Below are 17,857 nucleotides of genomic sequence, written 5' to 3' on the forward strand. Positions count from 1 at the left end.
ATATAAGTTCAAATTATCCCATACAAATGTATGATATTATTTTATAAAATCACTTTTTTTCACAATATAAATCATTAATTTCGTATTTATAAATGATTGATCACATAACAATAGGTCGTATTCAGGACGCCGCACAAATTGTGGAGGTGGTGTCCGACTTTGTTACGCTTCGCCGCCGGGGTGTAAATTATGTGGGGTTATGCCCTTTTCATGACGACCGTACTCCTTCGTTTTACGTCTCTCCATCAAAGAATATTTGCAAATGCTTTGCCTGCGGAGAGGGTGGGTCTCCCATACATTTCGTGATGAAGCATGAGCAGCTTTCATATTATGAATCTCTGAAATACCTTGCCCGCAAATACAATATTGAAGTTGTTGAAAAAGAGTTTACCGATGAGGAAAAACAGGCTCAGAGCGATCGAGAGAGCATGTTTATCCTTAACGAGTATGCACGGGACTATTTTGTGAAGATACTTCACACTCACCCTGAGGGAAAAGCTGTAGGATTGACTTATTTTCGTGAACGGGGTTTCAGGGACGATATCATAAGAAAATTTCAACTGGGATACAGCCTCGAACAACGCGATGCCTTTTCTGCAGAAGCGCAAAAAAATGGGTATAAACGCGACTACCTGCTGAAGACTGGCTTGTCTGCAGGAGGAGAGTATAACCGGCCACTTGTTGACCGTTTTCGCGGCAGAGTACTTTTTCCCGTCCATACTCTCTCGGGCAAAGTGGTGGCTTTTGGGGGACGTATTCTTAAAAAGGTAGAGAATACAGGTAAGTACGTTAACTCTCCCGAGAGTGAAATATATTCCAAAAGCAATGAACTGTACGGAATCTATTTCGCAAAGAGCGCTATTGTTAAGCAGGACAAATGTTTTCTTGTTGAAGGGTATACTGATGTTATCTCAATGCATCAGGCAGGTATTGAGAATGTTGTGGCATCGTCGGGGACAGCTCTCACTCACGGCCAGATTCGTATGATCCATCGTTTTTCAGAGAATATCACCCTGCTTTACGACGGTGATGCGGCGGGAATAAAAGCTGCATTGAGGGGAATCGACCTGTTGCTTGAAGATGATATGAATGTAAAGGTGGTGCTGCTTCCTGAAGGAGAAGACCCCGACTCGTTTGCGAAAAAACAGAACGCAGAGGATTTTAACCGGTATATCGCAGATAATGAGGTTGATTTTATAAGGTTTAAAACGCAGCTCCTGCTGGAGGAGGTAGGTGATGATCCAATTAAACGTGCAGGGCTGATATCGAATGTGGTAGAGAGCATAGCGCTGATACCCAATACAATCACACGTTCAGTGTATATACAGGACTGTTCGCAGTTGCTTGATATGCCTGAGCGGGTGCTCATTGGTGAGATAAATAAAATTCGCCGGCGCAACTACGAAAAAAAGAAGGAACAAAAAGATAAAGAGGCTTCCTATAGTGAAAAGCAGGAGATTGGTGTTGCAACAAGAAGTGAAACCGGTTGGAAATTCTCTTCTGGAAATCCTTACGATAAGTATGAACTGGAAATTCTGCGTTACATAATTCGTTATGGGAATACGCCCATATACAAGAAATTTGAAAAGCATAAACGGAAAGAGGGTAAAGCCGTTATAGAAGAAGAGCTGTTGGTGGAGGTGGGGCCGGGTGTGACAGAGTTTGTGCTGTTTGACCTTGAACGAGATAAGATTGCGTTTTCAAATGATCTCTACAGGCAGGTTTTTGAGGAGGCAGTTGATCATCTTGAAGATGCAAGTTTCGATTCCGGACGATATTTCCTGTCGCATCCCGATCCTGAGATCAGCAAGCTGGCATCAGAACTGATGAGCGATCGTTATCATCTGAGCAAGATACATTCGAAGATACTTGGAGAGGAGGTTGGTGCCAGAGATTCGAGACTTAGTGAAGAGAATCAGCTTAACAGCTATGTACCTCGAGCTACCACCGAGCTTAAAAATGCCTATATCCTTCATAAAATAAAGGAGATAAGAGAGGAGATGAAAACAGGAGACCCGGATAAGAACCTTTCTCTTATTGTTGAATTGAAACAGTTGCAGGAGATAAAAAAAGTTCTCTCAAAAGAGTTGGGAGAGAGAATTATATTAAAATACTAACTGCGTGTTAATAATTCGTTATTTTGCATGCTCCCATACAGACCTAAAAAGCTTTTGGCTTAACTTGCGATGTTACTCATCAACAACATTGAATGTTGATTAGTCATTGCTTTTTCGGTAATAAAAATTTAATTATCTGAATCAATAACTTAAATTTGTACATATGTATTTAGAAACCACCGACGTAGTAAAACAGTACGCTAATCACCTGGCACTATATAGGGTGAGTATAGGGGTTCCCAGGGGGACAATATTCGGCCTCCTGGGACCTAACGGGGCGGGAAAGACCACACTCATACGCATCATTACGCGCATCACCGCACCCGATAGCGGTGGGGTAATGATTGAAGGGCGCCCTTCGAGAAACGAAGATGTGTATAATATTGGCTACATGCCCGAAGAGAGGGGATTGTATAAAAAAATGAAGGTCGGTGAACAGGCTATGTATCTTGCCCGGCTGCGGGGATTATCGAAAAAGGATGCACACCGTGAACTGATGATATGGTTTAAACGGTTTGATATCATGAGCTGGTACAACCGCAAGGTGGAGGAGTTGTCGAAAGGTATGCAGCAGAAAGTGCAGTTTATCTCTACCGTTATTCATAACCCCGACCTGCTGATCTTCGATGAGCCCTTCAGCGGGTTTGACCCGGTAAACGCAGAAATTGTTAAAAACGAAATGCTTCGTTTGAAAGAAGAGGGGAAGACCATCATCCTTTCCACCCATAACATGGAGTCGGTGGAGGAGCTGTGTGATAATATAGCGCTCATCCACAAGTCTCAGGTGGTATTGCAGGGGAATGTGTTTGATGTTCGTAAAGCACATCGCCCCAATATTTTTCGTTTTCGCCTTTTCGGAAATCAATTTGACCTTGAGCATCCCTCGTTCACGTTGCTCTCAAAGGAACCTTACCATGAGTTCATCGATCTTCGGGTGAAAAAGTCTGACGATATCAGCAGTAACGAGTTGGCAAGATTGATTTTCGATAGATACGAAGTGGTGAGTTACGACGAAGAGCTGCCCACCATGACTGATGTCTTTATAAAAACAGTTACACGTGACTCTAAACAGGCAGAAATAGAGCCAGTCTCGTTTAATCTCATTTAATCTCATAAAAAATGAATAAATCAGGATTAGTTATACAACGCGAATATATCACGAGGGTAAGAAAGAAATCATTCATTATCCTTACATTGCTCATGCCTTTGCTAATGATCGCTTTGTCGGTAGTTCCTTTATGGCTCTCCACCTTGAATGAAGGAGGGGTGAAGAGTATAGCGGTGATTGATAACACCGGCACTTATGCCCAACTGTTGAAATCTACCGGTAAATACCATTTTCATATTGTGGAAGAACAGGAACAGCAGGATACGGAGTCGAGATTGGGCAAGGATCTATTTGCCATTCTGCAGATTACTGGCGATTTGAATGAAAATCCGCGTGCTGTCTCCCTCACTTCAGACAAGCAGGCCCCGCAAGAGCTGCAATCAATTATCGAAAGCACTCTGAATGAGAAGGTAACCCAGCAAAAGCTTGATGAACTTTCATCGTCGAGCAATGTAGATGCTGAAGCTATTTCCCGGGTTCGTTCCATTATAGAGGATGGTCACAAAATATCTTTGAGAACCTTTCGTATGGGCGATGATGGAAATGTTTCGGAGTCGTCTACCGAGCTTGCCACTATTATAGGGATGGTTTTTACCATACTAATATACATGTTTATCCTCATGTATGGCAATATGGTTATGCAGGCTGTGTTGGAAGAGAAAAAAAGCCGTATTGTGGAGGTGATGGTCTCTTCGGTAAAGCCTGTAAACCTGTTGATAGGGAAAATTATTGGGATTGGGCTGGTTGGAATTACCCAGTTGGTGATATGGGGTGTATTGCTGGGAGCTTTATTCAGTGGTATGTCTTTCCTTATCTCTTCTCCAGAGCAGGCGGCAGCCGTGTCGGCAAACATGGGAGATTTCAATATGGAGGGCGTAGTCAGTTCCATCCTTAGTGTCAATTGGTTTGAGATAGCGTTCTATTTTCTTCTTTTCTTTATTGGCGGATATGTTTTGTATGCTTCAATTTTTGCGATGTTTGCCTCTGCAGTCGACAGTGATGAGGATACCAGCCAATTTATGACGCCGGTAACGTTGCTAATAATGTTTGCATTTTTTGCCGGATTTTACAGTGTGAGCAATCCCGACGGTCCTTTGGCATTCTGGACATCACTTATCCCATTTACTTCTCCTATAGTAATGATGGTGCGTATTCCATTCGGAATACCTTTATGGGAGAAGCTGCTGGCAGTTCTGCTGCTGTACGGTACATTTATACTTATTTCTGTTTTCGCAGCTAAAATTTACAGGGTTGGTATTCTGATGTACGGGAAGAAACCCTCCATAAAAGAGATGTTGAAGTGGGTCAGGTACAAGTGATAGTATATGATCTGCCGTATCAGAAAACAGCTGTTAATATTGAATAGCCCGATCGCGATCGAGGCTGTTGGTAATACATGCAGTCGTCAGAGAACAACTGTTAATTAAACCTCGGCGCTTATTACGGTCTGTAAGAGGTGAAATGTTTATGTATATATTAAAGAACCTGAGAGATGAAAACCCGGACTGAAATGAAATTATCTATGAAGCTGAAAATGTTTCTTTTACTTTCTGCAATTGTAACAACACTTTCTGCACAAGAGAAACCTGTGCAGAAATGGCTTGATCAGAAATTCTCCATGTTTATCCATTTCGGCTTATACTCCGTTTACGGCGGTGTGTACGAAGGAAAACCGGTTACTCGCGGATATAGTGAACAGATCCAGTCGTTTGCCGGTATATTCAGCGACTGGTATGCAGACACCGCAAGTGAATTCAACCCGTTGAAATGGAATCCGGACAGTATTGTGGCACTGGCGAAAAAGGCGGGTATGCGATCTATTGTTTTAACATCCAAGCATCACGACGGTTTTTGTATGTACCACTCGGAATATACTGATTTCAACATCGTTGATGCAACTCCTTATGGAAGAGATCTGATGAAGGAACTTGCAGAGGCATGCAAGAGGGGCGGGATAGATTTCGGGGTATATTTCTCGCTGATAGACTGGCATTTTCCACAGGCATATCCTATATCAAGTCATAATGCCGATCCTCTTACTCCTGAGCACTATCTTTTTAACCTGAAACAGGTGGAGGAGATCATGACCAATTACGGTGAAATTTCAGAGATCTGGTTTGACATGGGCTCTCTTACGCCACTGCAGAGCAAGGGCTTGTATGAGCTGGTAAACCGGTTGCAGCCTCATTGTATGATCAGTGGCAGGCTGGGGAACGACTTCGTGGATTTTGCCGTGATGGCTGATAACGAATATCCTTCCTACAAGTTGGGGGTGCCGTGGCAGACCGCCGCTTCCGTCTTCCCCGAAACATGGGGCTATCGCTCGTGGCAGGTGCGGGGACAGGTTCAACCGAAAGTGGAAGAGAAGATTGCCAGCCTGATAAAGGTGATCAGCCGTGGCGGGAATTACCTGCTAAATATCGGCCCCAGAGGCGACGGATCGGTAGTGGAGTTTGAGCGTGATATGCTGCTCGGTATCGGTAAATGGGTAAAAGCGAATGCTGAAGCAATATATGGTACAAAGCCTAATCCTTTTCCACATTCATTTGAGTGGGGAGATATAACTGCCGGAGAAAATTGTCTGTATGGATTTGTGCAAAGAGTGCCGTCATCTTCAAAAATTGAGATTTCAGGTTTCAGTGGAGTTGTAAGTGAAGTAAAACTATTGGCTTCAGGACAGACGTGTCTGTTTGTACAAAATGGCGGTCGTCTTGAAGTCGATTTGTCGCCCCTGCATAGCGAAGAACTTTTCCCGGTAATTAAAATAACATTTGATGATGGCTTTGTTGTGATTCCTTCACCGGTTGCTAAAGGGGCAGTTTTGACATCTCAAAACAGTATGCATCTTTTTGGGCATTCGAGCATTAACTATTATTCGGGTTATAAAAGCCTTATCGGTTATGATTGGGCTGTTCGCTCCCGCAGGAGTGTTGTCTCACCAGATATTATATTTACCGAAAGTGAGATTGGACGAACGATTGAGCTGGAGATCGATGGTCAGAGGCAGCAGGTAACGCTTCAGCCTTCAGCATCTGAAAAGGTGAGACTGCTCAAAAATTCTGTGAAATGGGGCAATTTATACCGGAAGCCAGGACGTGGCGTTTTTGGAAATATTGAAGTGGAGGGTATGGTAACCATTGATGTGGGCTTTGCAGATAACGGATGGAAAATGGTGAGAGATTTTCGTTACGGGGAACAAATATCAGAAAAGATCAAGCCTCGTGAAAGTATCCTTTTTCTGCAGGAAATTGAATCGTCGTGCCTTCAGACTCTGGCTGTTAGGGTTGGCTGCGGGAATGCAGTTTATATTCTGCTCAATGGTGAGTATGTAACTGCACATTTTTCTCCCACAAGACTAACATCGCAGGAAGAGATTGTTCTTCTGCCACTGAAAAAAGGAAATAACCAGCTTGTTATAAAATTTTACAACGGATTTGATAAAATGTTTTCCTATAACATCACTCCTTTGGAAGAGTGGATAGTATATACACAGAAGCTTTTGCCCCACACATTGCAAAAAAGAGATTTTCATAGTGTTTCACTCCGTTCTGCAGATGCGGCATCAAATGTTTCCCCGCTTCGGCTGAATAATGTGACAATCAATTTACGATAGGCATTTATTCCCGCTTTTTTCCCCGAGCGGCATTGATAATATTTTAGTGGTTTTTAATCAAAATGAATGAAAAGAGAAATTGGGTAAATTTTATTAATTCAGGGCAATGATGAAGATAGGTAATACTGAGTTTCCTGAAAATCCCGTTCTCCTTGCTCCTATGGAGGATGTGACCGATATTGGATTCCGGATGCTGTGCAAAGAGTTCGGTGCAGATATGGTTTATACCGAGTTTATTTCTAGCGATGCCTTGATACGCGATGTTAAGAAGACAAAACGGAAGATCCTCTTCAGTCAGGAGGAACGCCCTATTGGCATACAGATCTACGGCAACGATCCTGCAGCCATGGTTGAAGCAGCCAGAATCTGTGAAGAGGTGGATCCCGACCTGATTGATATCAATTTTGGCTGTCCTGTCAGAAAGATTGCCGGTAAAGGAGCCGGCTCGGGGATGATGCGTACCCCCGAGGTGATGCTGGAGATCACCGAAAAGGTAGTCAAGGCTGTGACGAAGCCGGTAACAGTGAAGACTCGGCTGGGATGGGATGGCGATTCAAAAATTATTGTGTCGCTTGCAGAGCAGCTTCAGGATTGTGGTATCGCTGCACTCACTATTCATGGGCGCACCCGTGCACAGATGTACAGGGGGGAGGCCGATTGGACTTTAATTGGTGAAGTTAAAAACAATCCCCGTATGCGTATTCCTATTATCGGGAATGGCGATGTCACCTCACCTGAGATTGCGCTTCAGCGGTTTGGGGAGACCGGTGTTGATGCGGTGATGATCGGTCGTGGCAGCATTGGTGCCCCGTGGTTATTTCGGGATGTAAAACACTTTTTGCAGACCGGAGAGCATCTGCCCCGGGAATCGTTCCTCTGGTATCTCAATGTGTTGAAACGGCAGGTAAGGGAGAGTGTGGAGCGACTCGACGAAATTCGCGGTATCCTCCATATGCGGCGTCACCTGGCGGCCACTCCTCTCTTTAAAGGAATCCCCGATTTCAAAGCCACCCGCATTGCTATGTTACGTGCCAATACCCTTGGGGAGTTATTCACCATCATGGATGATATCCCGGAGAAGTTTGGATTAGAATAATGAGTCCCCTCAGATAAGTCTTTTTTGCTGAAAATCCCATAAAAAACGCCATCGATTTTCAGCGAGTTGCGACCTCCTGAAATCGGGTTTTGGGGTTTGCGGAACAGACTCAATAATATAAGTAGAAAGGAAGAGGGTGTCAAAAAGTTTTGACACCCTCTTCCAGGTATTTCAACCAGAATGGGTTATTTCTTTATAGTGCTTTTGATAATATCTCCACGGACGTCATCGTACATTTCGAAACTGAGCTTGTTCTGTCTTAATTTGATTGAAGCCTTTTCATCTATCTGTGAAGAACGGAATTGAGTATTGATGACAGATGTTGCACGTGTGAATAGAGTCTGTCCTGTAATAAGCGACAACGCTTTCCCAAGAAGTGGGTCGTTCGTATTTCCAAAATCCACTAAATAAAGATCTTTGAATTCATCCACTTCATAATTGGGAAGGAATCCTGATGTAAAGTCAGATTGTCCCAGACTATTGGCATATCTTACAATAATGGGTTGCATGCCCCATTTGTTTTTAGAATCATTTTCCTCGTATATACTTATTGATCCAACGTTCTTCCCATATGTGGTTTCTCCAATAAGAACCACATCCATGTATGGTTTTAATCCGTTAATGATGAACTCACTTGCTGAGGCAGTCCAGCCGCTTGTAAGAACATAAAGACGTGGCAGGTTCAAAGATGGTATTGGAATTTTTGTGCCTTCAATCATATCAATAAAATAATCTTTATTGTAATTGGCACCATATTCCTTAAGAAGTGAATTATGTACTATTGAATTATATTGTGAGGTTGTGAGCACATTACTGGTAGATCTGTCTTTCACTAAAGCACTTGCCAGCGCAATGGCCGAAGATACTGCTCCCCCGCTGTTATAACGAAGATCGAGCACCATCTCGTCAATACCTTGCGATTGCAGGTTTTGTAATCTGTTCATCAGAAGTTTATCATAGTCGTTGCTTTTATCACCTTTGTCACGGGCAAAGAAATTGTAAACCAGATAGCCGATTTTTTGATCCCCGATAGTATATACGCTGTCCCTATATACCGGATTTTCCGCAAAGTTTCTATGCATAAGGATGTTCACATCGCCACTATTTGTTAATATATATTCCGGATAACCTTCATCTTCTGGGCCCACTGAACTATCAAGTTTCCAGTCCGCCATTGTCAGCTTCTTGCTGCCTGTGCCGCCAAAGAGGTCACGATAATTGCCAGGAGTGATATTCTGGTCGTTTATCTTCGTCACAAAGCGGCCCCTGTCAATCTTTTTTGCTTCGGCGTCAGTACCATGCTTGGGATAAAGAACTAATGCATAATAATGTGTTTTTGCCTGATCTGCCCAGACAAAAATATATTCAAATCCAATCTCGTCTGAACTCACACCACTAAGGTTTCCCAACAACTCCTTGTAATCTTCCTGAATCCATGAAAAGCGATCTCCATAAGGATTTGAAGTAGCATTGTATTTGTAAAGGATGGAGTTAAAGAAATCTTTAGGATAAAGGATGTAATTGGGATTTTTGGATAGTTTGTCGTTCCACAAATAATAAACCGACATATTTTCGTAGATCCATTTATTTACATATTTATAATTTGAGATAACGTCGGATGTTGTAATAATGGCTTCCCCTGACGTATCTGCATTAAGTGTGTAAACAACTGTTCCATCGTCTAATGTGGCGCTTGCACTTGGAGGGGATACTGAGTTGTCGATCACAGCACTTACGCTCTTTTTGTACCCGCTGTTGTACTCTAAAGTGAAAGACTTGGTTGTTGCATTGTATGTTGCTGTCTCAAGATCTCCTTTATTGGTTGAAGGATCTTCTTTTTCGCATGATAAGTTAAATATAAGTACAAGATAGAGAAAAAACAATATTCTTTTCATATGATCCGTTGATTTCTAATGGATATAACTGTTTTCAATTGTGGAATATCAAGTGTAAATATTTGTAATTCAATGAGCGAGCTAATAATGAATTTATTATTAATTTTATTACGGTTATAAGACTGCGAAAGTAGTGAAGATTTTAATGTGATTCCTTAAATTTTATAGATTTAACACCCCTTTACCTTGACGGATGATCTCTGGTTCGTCGGAAGTGCAATCCACCACCGTTGAGGCTTCTATTCCCCCAAAGCCGCCGTCGATAACTATATCGGCTATATCTCCCCACTTTTCGTGGATCAGTTCGGGATTGGTGGTATATTCAATTTCTTCGTCTTCATCTTTTACTGATGTGCTTAAAACCGGGTTCCCAAGTTGTGCGGCAATCTCGCGAATAATATTGTTGTCGGGTACCCGGATACCTACCGTTTTTTTGTTCTTATATATTTTTGGCAGCGAAGAGGTAGTGGGTAAGATAAATGTAAAAGGCCCTGGGAGGTTGCGCTTCATAAGTTTGAAAGTAGGAGTGCTTACTTTGGCATATTCGCTGATAGCGCTCATATCGTTACAGATAATTGATAGGTTGCTCTTCTGCGGATTTATCCCCTTTAAAGCACAAATCTTCTCAACAGCGCGTACATTCAGTGCATCACAGCCAATACCGTATAGTGTATCGGTAGGATAGATCACGATACCGCCATCGTACAGAGTAGAAACTATTTTTTCTATCTCACGTGGATTAGGATTCTCATTATAAAGCTTTATCAACATAGCCTGCAAATGTATAAAAAAAAAGCTTCAATCTTTCAATTGAAGCCAAATTGTTGAAAACAGGTCAATTATTATCCGTAAATTACATTACCGTTTTCATCGCGGTTCTCATCCAGCCCGTTACTATACTGCTTCATAGCACGAAGGCTCATACCCATGCTGGAAAAGCCGCCATCGTTGTAGAGGTTCTGCATTGTGATTTTTCGCGTTAGGTCAGAGAACATCACTATGCAATAGTCAGCGGCATCATCGGCACTTGCATTCCCAAGAGGCGACATACGTTCGGCAAAATCCATAAGGTCTGTCATTCCTTTCACCCCGCTGCCTGCAGTTGTCATAGTGGGCGACTGTGAAATGGTGTTCACTCTAACTCCCTTGTCGCGTCCGTAGATATATCCGAAACTGCGGGTAATGGATTCAAGAAGCGCTTTTGCATCGGCCATGTCGTTGTAGCCGTAAAATACACGTTGTGCGGCGACATATGTGAGTGCCAGCAAAGAGCCTCCACGCTCAACGGCATCTATCTTACGGGCTACCTGCAGCATTTTGTGAAAGGAGATGGCAGAGATATCTATGGTTTTCATAAGCATGTCGTAGTCGAGATCGTCATAAGTCCTTTTTTTGCGAACGTTGGGCGACATACCTATTGAGTGGAGCACGAAATCGATCTTTCCACCCAGTATCTCCATCGATTTGGAAAATACCATTTCCAGATCTTCCACATTGGTGGCATCTGCCGGAAGAATTTCAGCGTTGAGCTTCTCTCCCAGTTTAGTTGTATCTCCCATTCGAACGGCAACGGGAGTGTTTGACAATGTGATGGTAGCACCCTCTTCAACGGCTCTCTCAGCCACCTTCCAGGCGATGGACATATCGTTCAACGCACCGAAAATAATACCTTTTTTCCCTTTTAGTAAATTGTGATTCATAATTATTTCAATTTTGATCTTCCCATAAAAAGATTTTATCGGAGTTTTGCTGTGATTCTAATCTGAAAAACTGCGCAAATTTACGGAAAATGTGCAATAAATAAACACTCAACATAAAAATATGTTCTCACAGCCATGTTTGTTAGTTGAAAAGCCACGATGAAAAAAATAAAACAAGGGTGATATCATATGATATTCACCCTTGTCATTTACCCGTTTAAATGCCAGGTCAGGCAGCCTTTACGGTGTTGTTCTCAACCGTTATACCTTTCCATACGAGAGCCGAAATTGCAGCTCCAAGCATTGGAGCTGCAATGAAAAGCCAGAGTTGTGCAAAAGCCACTCCTCCTTCAAAAATTGCCGGACCGATACTGCGGGCAGGGTTCACGGATGTTCCAGTGATAGGGATACATACAATGTGTATCAGCACTAAAGCCAGTCCTATGGCTAAACCTGCGAATTTATTCAGTCCGTTTTTAGCGGTCACTCCCAATACTACCAGCACAAAAATGAAAGTGAACACCGTTTCAGCAACGAATGCTACAGCCATTTGTCCTTCCCCAAAACCGTTTGCTCCCGTTAAGGTAGTAGAGGAGCCGGAGTCTTTCGCGAGAAACCAAAGGATGGAAGATCCTAAAATAGCACCAGTGACCTGAAAAACCATATACATCGCGGCATCTTTGCCGCTCATTCTACCCGAGAGGAAAACTCCCAGCGTGATAGCAGGGTTGATATGACATCCCGAGATACTGCCGATGGTGTAGACCATTGCAACCACCGAAAGGCCGAATGCGAATGCAACACCAAGCGTACCCACAGATTCGAATGGTTGCGCTGCACCCGCAAAAACGGCTGCACCGCAGCCCATCAATACCAGTACCATAGTACCGACCATCTCTGCAAAATACTTCTTCATGATTTTTAATATTTGTGTGAAACATATAGTACATTACAAAGGAAAAAAATATTTTTTAATTATCGCTGTTTCAGGCAAATAATTGGGGACAGATTCCACATTTTTTGACTCAATTGCGCCTGGTAATGTATCGCGATAGCATATTTGATTTTTGCAGATATAGTGATTTTAATGTTTTTACCAATTTTTATGTGAATAGTTTGGAACATTTTGTCTATAAGTTGTTATAAAAGATAAGTAATAAAGATATGATCATCACATATATATTTCACAGTTGTTACCTGATTGAATTCGATCAGTTCTCTGTGCTATTCGATTTTTACAAAGATGTTCCACGCGAAGAAGGGAAAAGCTGGGTTAGAGATTATCTGCTCAGTAAAGAGCAGGATTTGTACGTTTTATGTTCACACTCTCATTCCGATCATTTCAATCCTGAAATATTGACATGGAAAAAAAGGAAAAAGAATATCAGCTATGTCTTCTCATACGAGCTTTTGCAAAGTGGCAAGGCAGGACGCAGCGATGCTCACTACCTCAGAAAGGAGGGAGTGTTTAATGACCATAGGCTCAGGGTAAAAGCTTTTGGATCTACAGATGCTGGCTGCTCGTTTTTGCTGTGGTATCGCGATCAGCTTTTTTTTCATGCCGGCGACCTGAATAACTGGCATTGGAATGAAGAGGTGAGCAAAGAGGAAGCACTTTCGTTTGAAAACCATTTTCTGTGTGAACTTGAGTTGTTATCAGAAAAAACCGATCGGTTGCATATTGCAATGTTTCCGGTTGATCCGCGCTTGGGGAAAGATTATATGCGCGGTGCAGAGCAGTTTGTATCGAGGATTGGAACCGATTATTTTCTGCCGATGCATTTTGGGGGCGACTACGATAAAGTAAACCTTTTCGAAAAAATTGCATCCGGATACGGCTGTAAATATCTGCCATTATCGCACCGGGGACAATCTTATACTCTATAATTGAAATTCCTTTTGTCTGTCTGCAACCCGCAAATATGCTGTGGCAATCGAACACTTTTTAACTGGAATCTCTGCCACGTTAGAGAATCTTATCGTAAACAGGGGACAATCGTACTCTCAAAAATAGGGACTGGTAGTAATAAATTATTATGTAATCAGTTAAAGCGGTAAAATATATAATATTTTGATCATATGTGTTTTGTAATCCTTAATAATTTTGTGAGTCTGCTTCGGAAACCCCAAAACCCGATTTCAGTGGTTTCAACTTGCTGAAAATAGATGTGTATTTTGGAAAATTTTCAGCGGAAAAGACTTATCTTGTTCAATCTAAAAAAACAATAATATGGAAATAAAAGCAAGGTTCGATCATTATAATATCAACGTATTCGATCTACAAAAAAGTATCGATTTTTATGGCAGGGCTCTGGGAATGAAAGAAGTCCGAAGAAAGGAAGCGTCAGACGGATCATTTATTCTGGTCTATCTTGGAGACGGGGCTACGGGCTTCACGCTGGAACTGACATGGCTAAGAGACTGGGACAGGCCCTATAATATGGGCGATAATGAACAGCATCTGTGTGTCCGCGTGGAAGGTGATTATGATGAGATAAGAGCTTTTCACAATGAGATGGGATGTGTCTGTTACGAAAATAAAGAAATGGGACTTTATTTCATTATCGATCCCGATGGATATTGGATAGAAGTATTACCTTTGAAGAAATAAACAGTTATATGGACTTTTTCAATTACAAACGGCGCCCTACAGTTGATGTACATATAGGAAACATTACTATGGGTGGTAACTACCCTGTTATTGTGCAGACGATGACCAATACAAATACTCTAGATACTGAAGCCAGTGTGGCACAGTGTGAGAGGATTGTAGCAGCCGGAGCAGACCTGATTCGTTTTACTACTCAGGGGGTGCGCGAAGCAAATAATCTTCGTGAGATTCACCGGCAGTTAAGAGAGAAAGGATATACTATACCTCTGTCGGCCGACATTCACTTTAATCCGCGGGCAGCCGAAGTGGCGGCTACCATAGCCGAAAAAGTACGTATTAATCCCGGTAACTACGTAGACAAGCAGAAAACATTTGCCGAGTTGGAATACACCGATGAAGAATACTCAGCGGAGTTGGAGAAAATCCGTGCAAAAGTGGCAACCTTTCTTCAGATATGTAAAGAACATGGCACAGCCGTGCGTATCGGGGTAAACCATGGATCGCTTTCCGACCGCATTATGACCCGCTACGGGGATACGCCTGAAGGTATGGTGGAATCGTGTATGGAGTACCTTCGTATAGCCATGGAAGAAGGATTTACCGATATTGTGATTTCGATGAAAGCGTCCAATACACTTCTGATGGCCAAGGCAGTACGCCTTTTGGTGGCGACCATGGATAAAGAAGGTATCCATTTCCCACTTCATCTGGGTGTTACAGAAGCCGGAAACGGAGAAGACGGGCGTATGAAATCGGCAGTAGGTATTGGTGCTCTCCTAAGCGATGGCATGGGAGATACCATTCGTGTTTCACTGAGCGAAGATCCCGAGGCAGAGGTACCTGTAGCCCGAAAGCTGGTGGATTACGTGATGCAACGGCAAAATCATCCACCCATTGAGGGACGACAATTTCCTGGTTTCTCTCCATTTTCGACCGATAGGCGGGAAACTGAGGCTGTTTGGAATGTTGGAGGGGATTACGTACCTGTGGTGATTTCAGATAGGAGCAACACGCAAGATATGACGATAAACTCCCACTTCATCCCCGATTATATTTATGTGGGGAAGCAGGTTCCAGAGAACTTTCCGAAAGGGATGAAGTCGATTGTGGATTTCGACTGTTGGGAAGAGATAATTGATAATTATCCGCTGTTTACCGTTGGCAATATAAGTAACATTGGTAATTGCAGTGCCGGGGTTAAATTCCTGCGCATCTCCTACCCAGAGCTGACAGCTGAGGTGCTTTCAGTATTAAAAAATAGTCCCGGAGTGGTTGTGGTCCTTACTACTGTTCATCCTAATGGGGTGGGGGAGCAAAGAGCCTTTTTCCATGCTCTGCTGAATGGAGAGTGCCATGTACCGGTTATTCTTCAAAGGAGTTATTTTGAAGATGAGCCGGAGGATTTACAGATCAAAGGTGGGGCGGATTTTGGAACTGTTCTCCTGGATGGTTTCGGTAACGGTATCATGATGAGCAACCAAGGGAAGATCGATATCACTGATGTCGATGCTTATTCTTTCGGCATATTGCAGGCGGCACGTGTGCGAACGAGCAAAACGGAGTTTATCTCCTGCCCGGGTTGCGGAAGGACTTTGTTCGACCTGCAGGCAACAGTCGCCCTTGTACAGAAACATTTCTCTCATCTGAAACATCTGAAGATAGGGGTGATGGGGTGCATAGTAAATGGTGTGGGTGAGATGGCTGATGCTGACTATGGATATGTTGGAGCCGAACATGGGAAAATTTCACTCTACCGAAAGAAACAGTTGGTGGAGAAAAATATTCCTCAGTCTGAGGCAGTAGAACATCTTATTCAGCTTATCAAAGATCATGGGGACTGGATTGAACCCGAAAATAATTAATTTAAGTTTTGCGCTCATTAATACAATTATATTCAGCGCTTGCTTGAGCTATACCATAACGAGCGAATATCTACGTTAGTGAACGAAGCGAGTTAATTATCAGATAGCCTGTGAGCTTTTTTGTTAGTTATATTGATGTTGTTTAAACAGTAAGGGGAATTAGCACTATTTATTGATATTTCTTTTGGTAAATTCCGAAAAAAACTGTAATATTGCACCCGCTTTCGGTATATCTGAACCGAAACAGAGGTCCCATAGCTCAGTTGGTTAGAGCACCTGACTCATAATCAGGGAGTCACTGGTTCAAGCCCAGTTGGGACCACCAAATAACAGGCAGTCAGAAAGATAAATCTGATTGCCTGTTATTTTTCAAACAAAAATTACATATCAGTAATCAGTTCATACTTCGGTACCAATGCTTTCATAATGGTCCAGCCCAACAGATAGGCGATGGCACAGAAGATGAAGATGATAAAGTAGCCTGATTCAATTCCTTCATAGCCAAGGAATTTCATGTTTGTGTTGGCTGCATGGTCGAACAGTACGCCGGAGCTCTTATTGATGAAGAAGGAGCCCACACCGCCGGCCATACCACCGATGCCGGTGATTGTACCTACGGCATGTTTCGGGAACATGTCACTCACGGTGGTGAAGATGTTAGCCGACCAGGACTGATGTGCAGCAGCGGCGATACCGATAATTATTACTGGCATCCATACAGAGATACTTCCCAGTGGTTGTGCCAGGAGAATCAGTAGCGGGAAGAAAGCAAAAAGCAACATTGCCCGCATACGTCCCTGGTAAGGGTCCATTTTTTTCTTATTCATAAAATAGGCAGGGAAATATCCGGCTGCAAAAACAGAGATCATTGAGATCGCATATACAACGAAAACATGCGGTGCACTTTGAGTTGAGTTCAGATCGTATACTGAACTAAGATAAGCCGGGATCCAGAAAAGCAGGAACCACCACACACCATCCGTCAGAAATTTACCGACGGCAAACGACCAGGTCTGTTTGTATTTGAATGCTTTTTTAAAAGATACTTTTCTCCCGGCATTTTCATCCGCAGGTATTGTTCCCTGTACCGCATCTGTGATATCATCTTGATTTATATAGGCTAGTTCAACGGAGTTCACTCTTTTGTTTTTTTCAGGCTTATGATAGATAAACACCCAAAATCCCATCCATACAAAACCCAAGGCACCTATTACAATAAAAGCCATTTCCCACCCCCATGCCTTGGCGATGAAGGGGATTGTCAGCGGTGCCAATAAAGCTCCGATTTGAGCGCCAGAGTTGAAAATGCTGGTTGCGTATGCCCTATCTTTCTTTGGAAAATATTCTGCTGTTGCCTTGATGGCGGCAGGGAAGTTTCCAGCCTCTCCAATCGCGAGGATAAGCCGGGCAAAGACAAACAGTGTAACACTTACGTTTACAACCATAGATATATTTCCAACAGTACCAATAGCCTGTCGTGCACCCTGAAAACTGAGAGTCCATTCTCCTGCCGTTATGCCTGCAGTTAAAAGTCCGCAGAAAGCGTGCAATATTGCTCCGAAAGACCACACTCCAATAGCCCAGAGAAAACCTTTCTTGGTGTCCATCCAGTCCACAAATTTTCCAGCAAAGAGCATAGAGATGGCGTAAAAAATAGAGAATAACCCGGTAATGGTACCATAATCACTGTTCGTCCAGTGAAACTCCGGTGCTATAAAGTCGGCCCACGTCAGCGATAACACCTGCCGATCCATGTAATTGACCGTAGTTGCCAAAAACAGCATTAGGACAATCGTCCAGCGGTAATTGGTCATTTTTGCTTTTCCTTCTTCTTGTAGTTTACTCATGATTTTCT

General features: G+C 42.9%; 13 protein-coding genes and 1 tRNA gene. 9 read left to right on the forward strand and 5 right to left on the reverse strand.

Translation table 11 applies throughout. The features are described 5' to 3' along the window. Positions 1-92 precede the first annotated feature (92 nt). The 5 genes from dnaG to dusB all read left to right on the forward strand — a co-directional run bounded on the left by dnaG (position 93) and on the right by dusB (position 7,934). On the forward strand, positions 93-2,117 hold the full coding sequence (gene dnaG, locus KDN43_RS04015; protein WP_238868393.1) for a DNA primase: 2,025 nt from the start codon (positions 93-95) through the stop codon (positions 2,115-2,117). Between the two features lie 163 nt (positions 2,118-2,280). Then, positions 2,281-3,225, forward strand: a complete 945-nt coding sequence (locus KDN43_RS04020; protein ID WP_238868394.1) for an ABC transporter ATP-binding protein — start codon at positions 2,281-2,283, stop codon at positions 3,223-3,225. Positions 3,226-3,236: 11 nt separating this feature from the next. After that, positions 3,237-4,544, forward strand: coding sequence for an ABC transporter permease (locus KDN43_RS04025; protein ID WP_238868395.1), 1,308 nt, complete (start codon positions 3,237-3,239; stop codon positions 4,542-4,544). A 173-nt stretch (positions 4,545-4,717) separates the two neighbouring features. Continuing rightward, positions 4,718-6,838, forward strand: coding sequence for an alpha-L-fucosidase (locus KDN43_RS04030; protein ID WP_238868396.1), 2,121 nt, complete (start codon positions 4,718-4,720; stop codon positions 6,836-6,838). A 109-nt stretch (positions 6,839-6,947) separates the two neighbouring features. Next, complete coding sequence (gene dusB / locus KDN43_RS04035) at positions 6,948-7,934, forward strand: tRNA dihydrouridine synthase DusB (protein ID WP_238869399.1); 987 nt, start codon at positions 6,948-6,950, stop codon at positions 7,932-7,934. A 185-nt stretch (positions 7,935-8,119) separates the two neighbouring features. Here the strand turns inward: dusB and KDN43_RS04040 are convergent, their stop codons facing one another. From KDN43_RS04040 to KDN43_RS04055, 4 genes are all read right to left on the reverse strand, one after another. After that, the gene (locus tag KDN43_RS04040) at positions 8,120-9,829 is read right to left on the reverse strand and encodes a S41 family peptidase (RefSeq protein ID WP_238868397.1); all 1,710 of its coding nucleotides are present in this window, start codon (positions 9,827-9,829) and stop codon (positions 8,120-8,122) included. Between the two features lie 162 nt (positions 9,830-9,991). Next, the gene (locus KDN43_RS04045; protein ID WP_238868398.1) at positions 9,992-10,600 is read right to left on the reverse strand and encodes an L-threonylcarbamoyladenylate synthase; all 609 of its coding nucleotides are present in this window, start codon (positions 10,598-10,600) and stop codon (positions 9,992-9,994) included. 71 nt (positions 10,601-10,671) lie between these two features. Further along, a complete protein-coding gene (locus KDN43_RS04050; protein WP_238868399.1) occupies positions 10,672-11,529 on the reverse strand; it encodes an enoyl-ACP reductase FabI in 858 nt (285 codons plus the stop codon). A 229-nt stretch (positions 11,530-11,758) separates the two neighbouring features. Next, positions 11,759-12,445 (reverse strand): MIP family channel protein, encoded by a 687-nt coding sequence (locus KDN43_RS04055; protein ID WP_238868400.1) that lies wholly within the window; start codon positions 12,443-12,445, stop codon positions 11,759-11,761. Positions 12,446-12,693: 248 nt separating this feature from the next. On the opposite strand from KDN43_RS04055, the gene KDN43_RS04060 reads away from it, so the two are divergent. The 4 genes from KDN43_RS04060 to KDN43_RS04075 all read left to right on the forward strand — a co-directional run bounded on the left by KDN43_RS04060 (position 12,694) and on the right by KDN43_RS04075 (position 16,327). After that, on the forward strand, positions 12,694-13,416 hold the full coding sequence (locus tag KDN43_RS04060) for an MBL fold metallo-hydrolase (RefSeq protein WP_238868401.1): 723 nt from the start codon (positions 12,694-12,696) through the stop codon (positions 13,414-13,416). A 343-nt stretch (positions 13,417-13,759) separates the two neighbouring features. Then, complete coding sequence (locus KDN43_RS04065; RefSeq protein WP_238868402.1) at positions 13,760-14,140, forward strand: VOC family protein; 381 nt, start codon at positions 13,760-13,762, stop codon at positions 14,138-14,140. 8 nt (positions 14,141-14,148) lie between these two features. Then, positions 14,149-16,002: a 4-hydroxy-3-methylbut-2-en-1-yl diphosphate synthase gene (locus KDN43_RS04070; protein WP_238868403.1), complete on the forward strand. Its 1,854-nt coding sequence runs from the start codon at positions 14,149-14,151 to the stop codon at positions 16,000-16,002. A gap of 248 nt (positions 16,003-16,250) precedes the next feature. Next, positions 16,251-16,327: transfer RNA gene (locus KDN43_RS04075), tRNA-Ile, on the forward strand. Between the two features lie 55 nt (positions 16,328-16,382). Here KDN43_RS04075 and KDN43_RS04080 read toward each other — a convergent pair. After that, positions 16,383-17,849 (reverse strand): MFS transporter, encoded by a 1,467-nt coding sequence (locus KDN43_RS04080; RefSeq protein WP_238868404.1) that lies wholly within the window; start codon positions 17,847-17,849, stop codon positions 16,383-16,385. Between the last annotated feature and the right edge of the window lie 8 nt (positions 17,850-17,857).

This window comes from Proteiniphilum propionicum, from assembly GCF_022267555.1.
GTDB classification, from domain to species: Bacteria; Bacteroidota; Bacteroidia; order Bacteroidales; family Dysgonomonadaceae; genus Proteiniphilum; species Proteiniphilum propionicum.

Excerpts from the sequence above, each read along its gene's own strand:
- dnaG (WP_238868393.1), top strand. The coding sequence starts at position 93 with ATGATTGATCACATAACAATAGGTCGTATTCAGGACGCCGCACAAATT.
- KDN43_RS04020 (WP_238868394.1), top strand. The coding sequence starts at position 2,281 with ATGTATTTAGAAACCACCGACGTAGTAAAACAGTACGCTAATCACCTG.
- KDN43_RS04025 (WP_238868395.1), top strand. The coding sequence starts at position 3,237 with ATGAATAAATCAGGATTAGTTATACAACGCGAATATATCACGAGGGTA.
- KDN43_RS04030 (WP_238868396.1), top strand. The coding sequence starts at position 4,718 with ATGAAAACCCGGACTGAAATGAAATTATCTATGAAGCTGAAAATGTTT.
- dusB (WP_238869399.1), top strand. The coding sequence starts at position 6,948 with ATGAAGATAGGTAATACTGAGTTTCCTGAAAATCCCGTTCTCCTTGCT.
- KDN43_RS04040 (WP_238868397.1), bottom strand. The coding sequence starts at position 9,829 with ATGAAAAGAATATTGTTTTTTCTCTATCTTGTACTTATATTTAACTTA.
- KDN43_RS04045 (WP_238868398.1), bottom strand. The coding sequence starts at position 10,600 with ATGTTGATAAAGCTTTATAATGAGAATCCTAATCCACGTGAGATAGAA.
- KDN43_RS04050 (WP_238868399.1), bottom strand. The coding sequence starts at position 11,529 with ATGAATCACAATTTACTAAAAGGGAAAAAAGGTATTATTTTCGGTGCG.
- KDN43_RS04055 (WP_238868400.1), bottom strand. The coding sequence starts at position 12,445 with ATGAAGAAGTATTTTGCAGAGATGGTCGGTACTATGGTACTGGTATTG.
- KDN43_RS04060 (WP_238868401.1), top strand. The coding sequence starts at position 12,694 with ATGATCATCACATATATATTTCACAGTTGTTACCTGATTGAATTCGAT.
- KDN43_RS04065 (WP_238868402.1), top strand. The coding sequence starts at position 13,760 with ATGGAAATAAAAGCAAGGTTCGATCATTATAATATCAACGTATTCGAT.
- KDN43_RS04070 (WP_238868403.1), top strand. The coding sequence starts at position 14,149 with ATGGACTTTTTCAATTACAAACGGCGCCCTACAGTTGATGTACATATA.
- KDN43_RS04080 (WP_238868404.1), bottom strand. The coding sequence starts at position 17,849 with ATGAGTAAACTACAAGAAGAAGGAAAAGCAAAAATGACCAATTACCGC.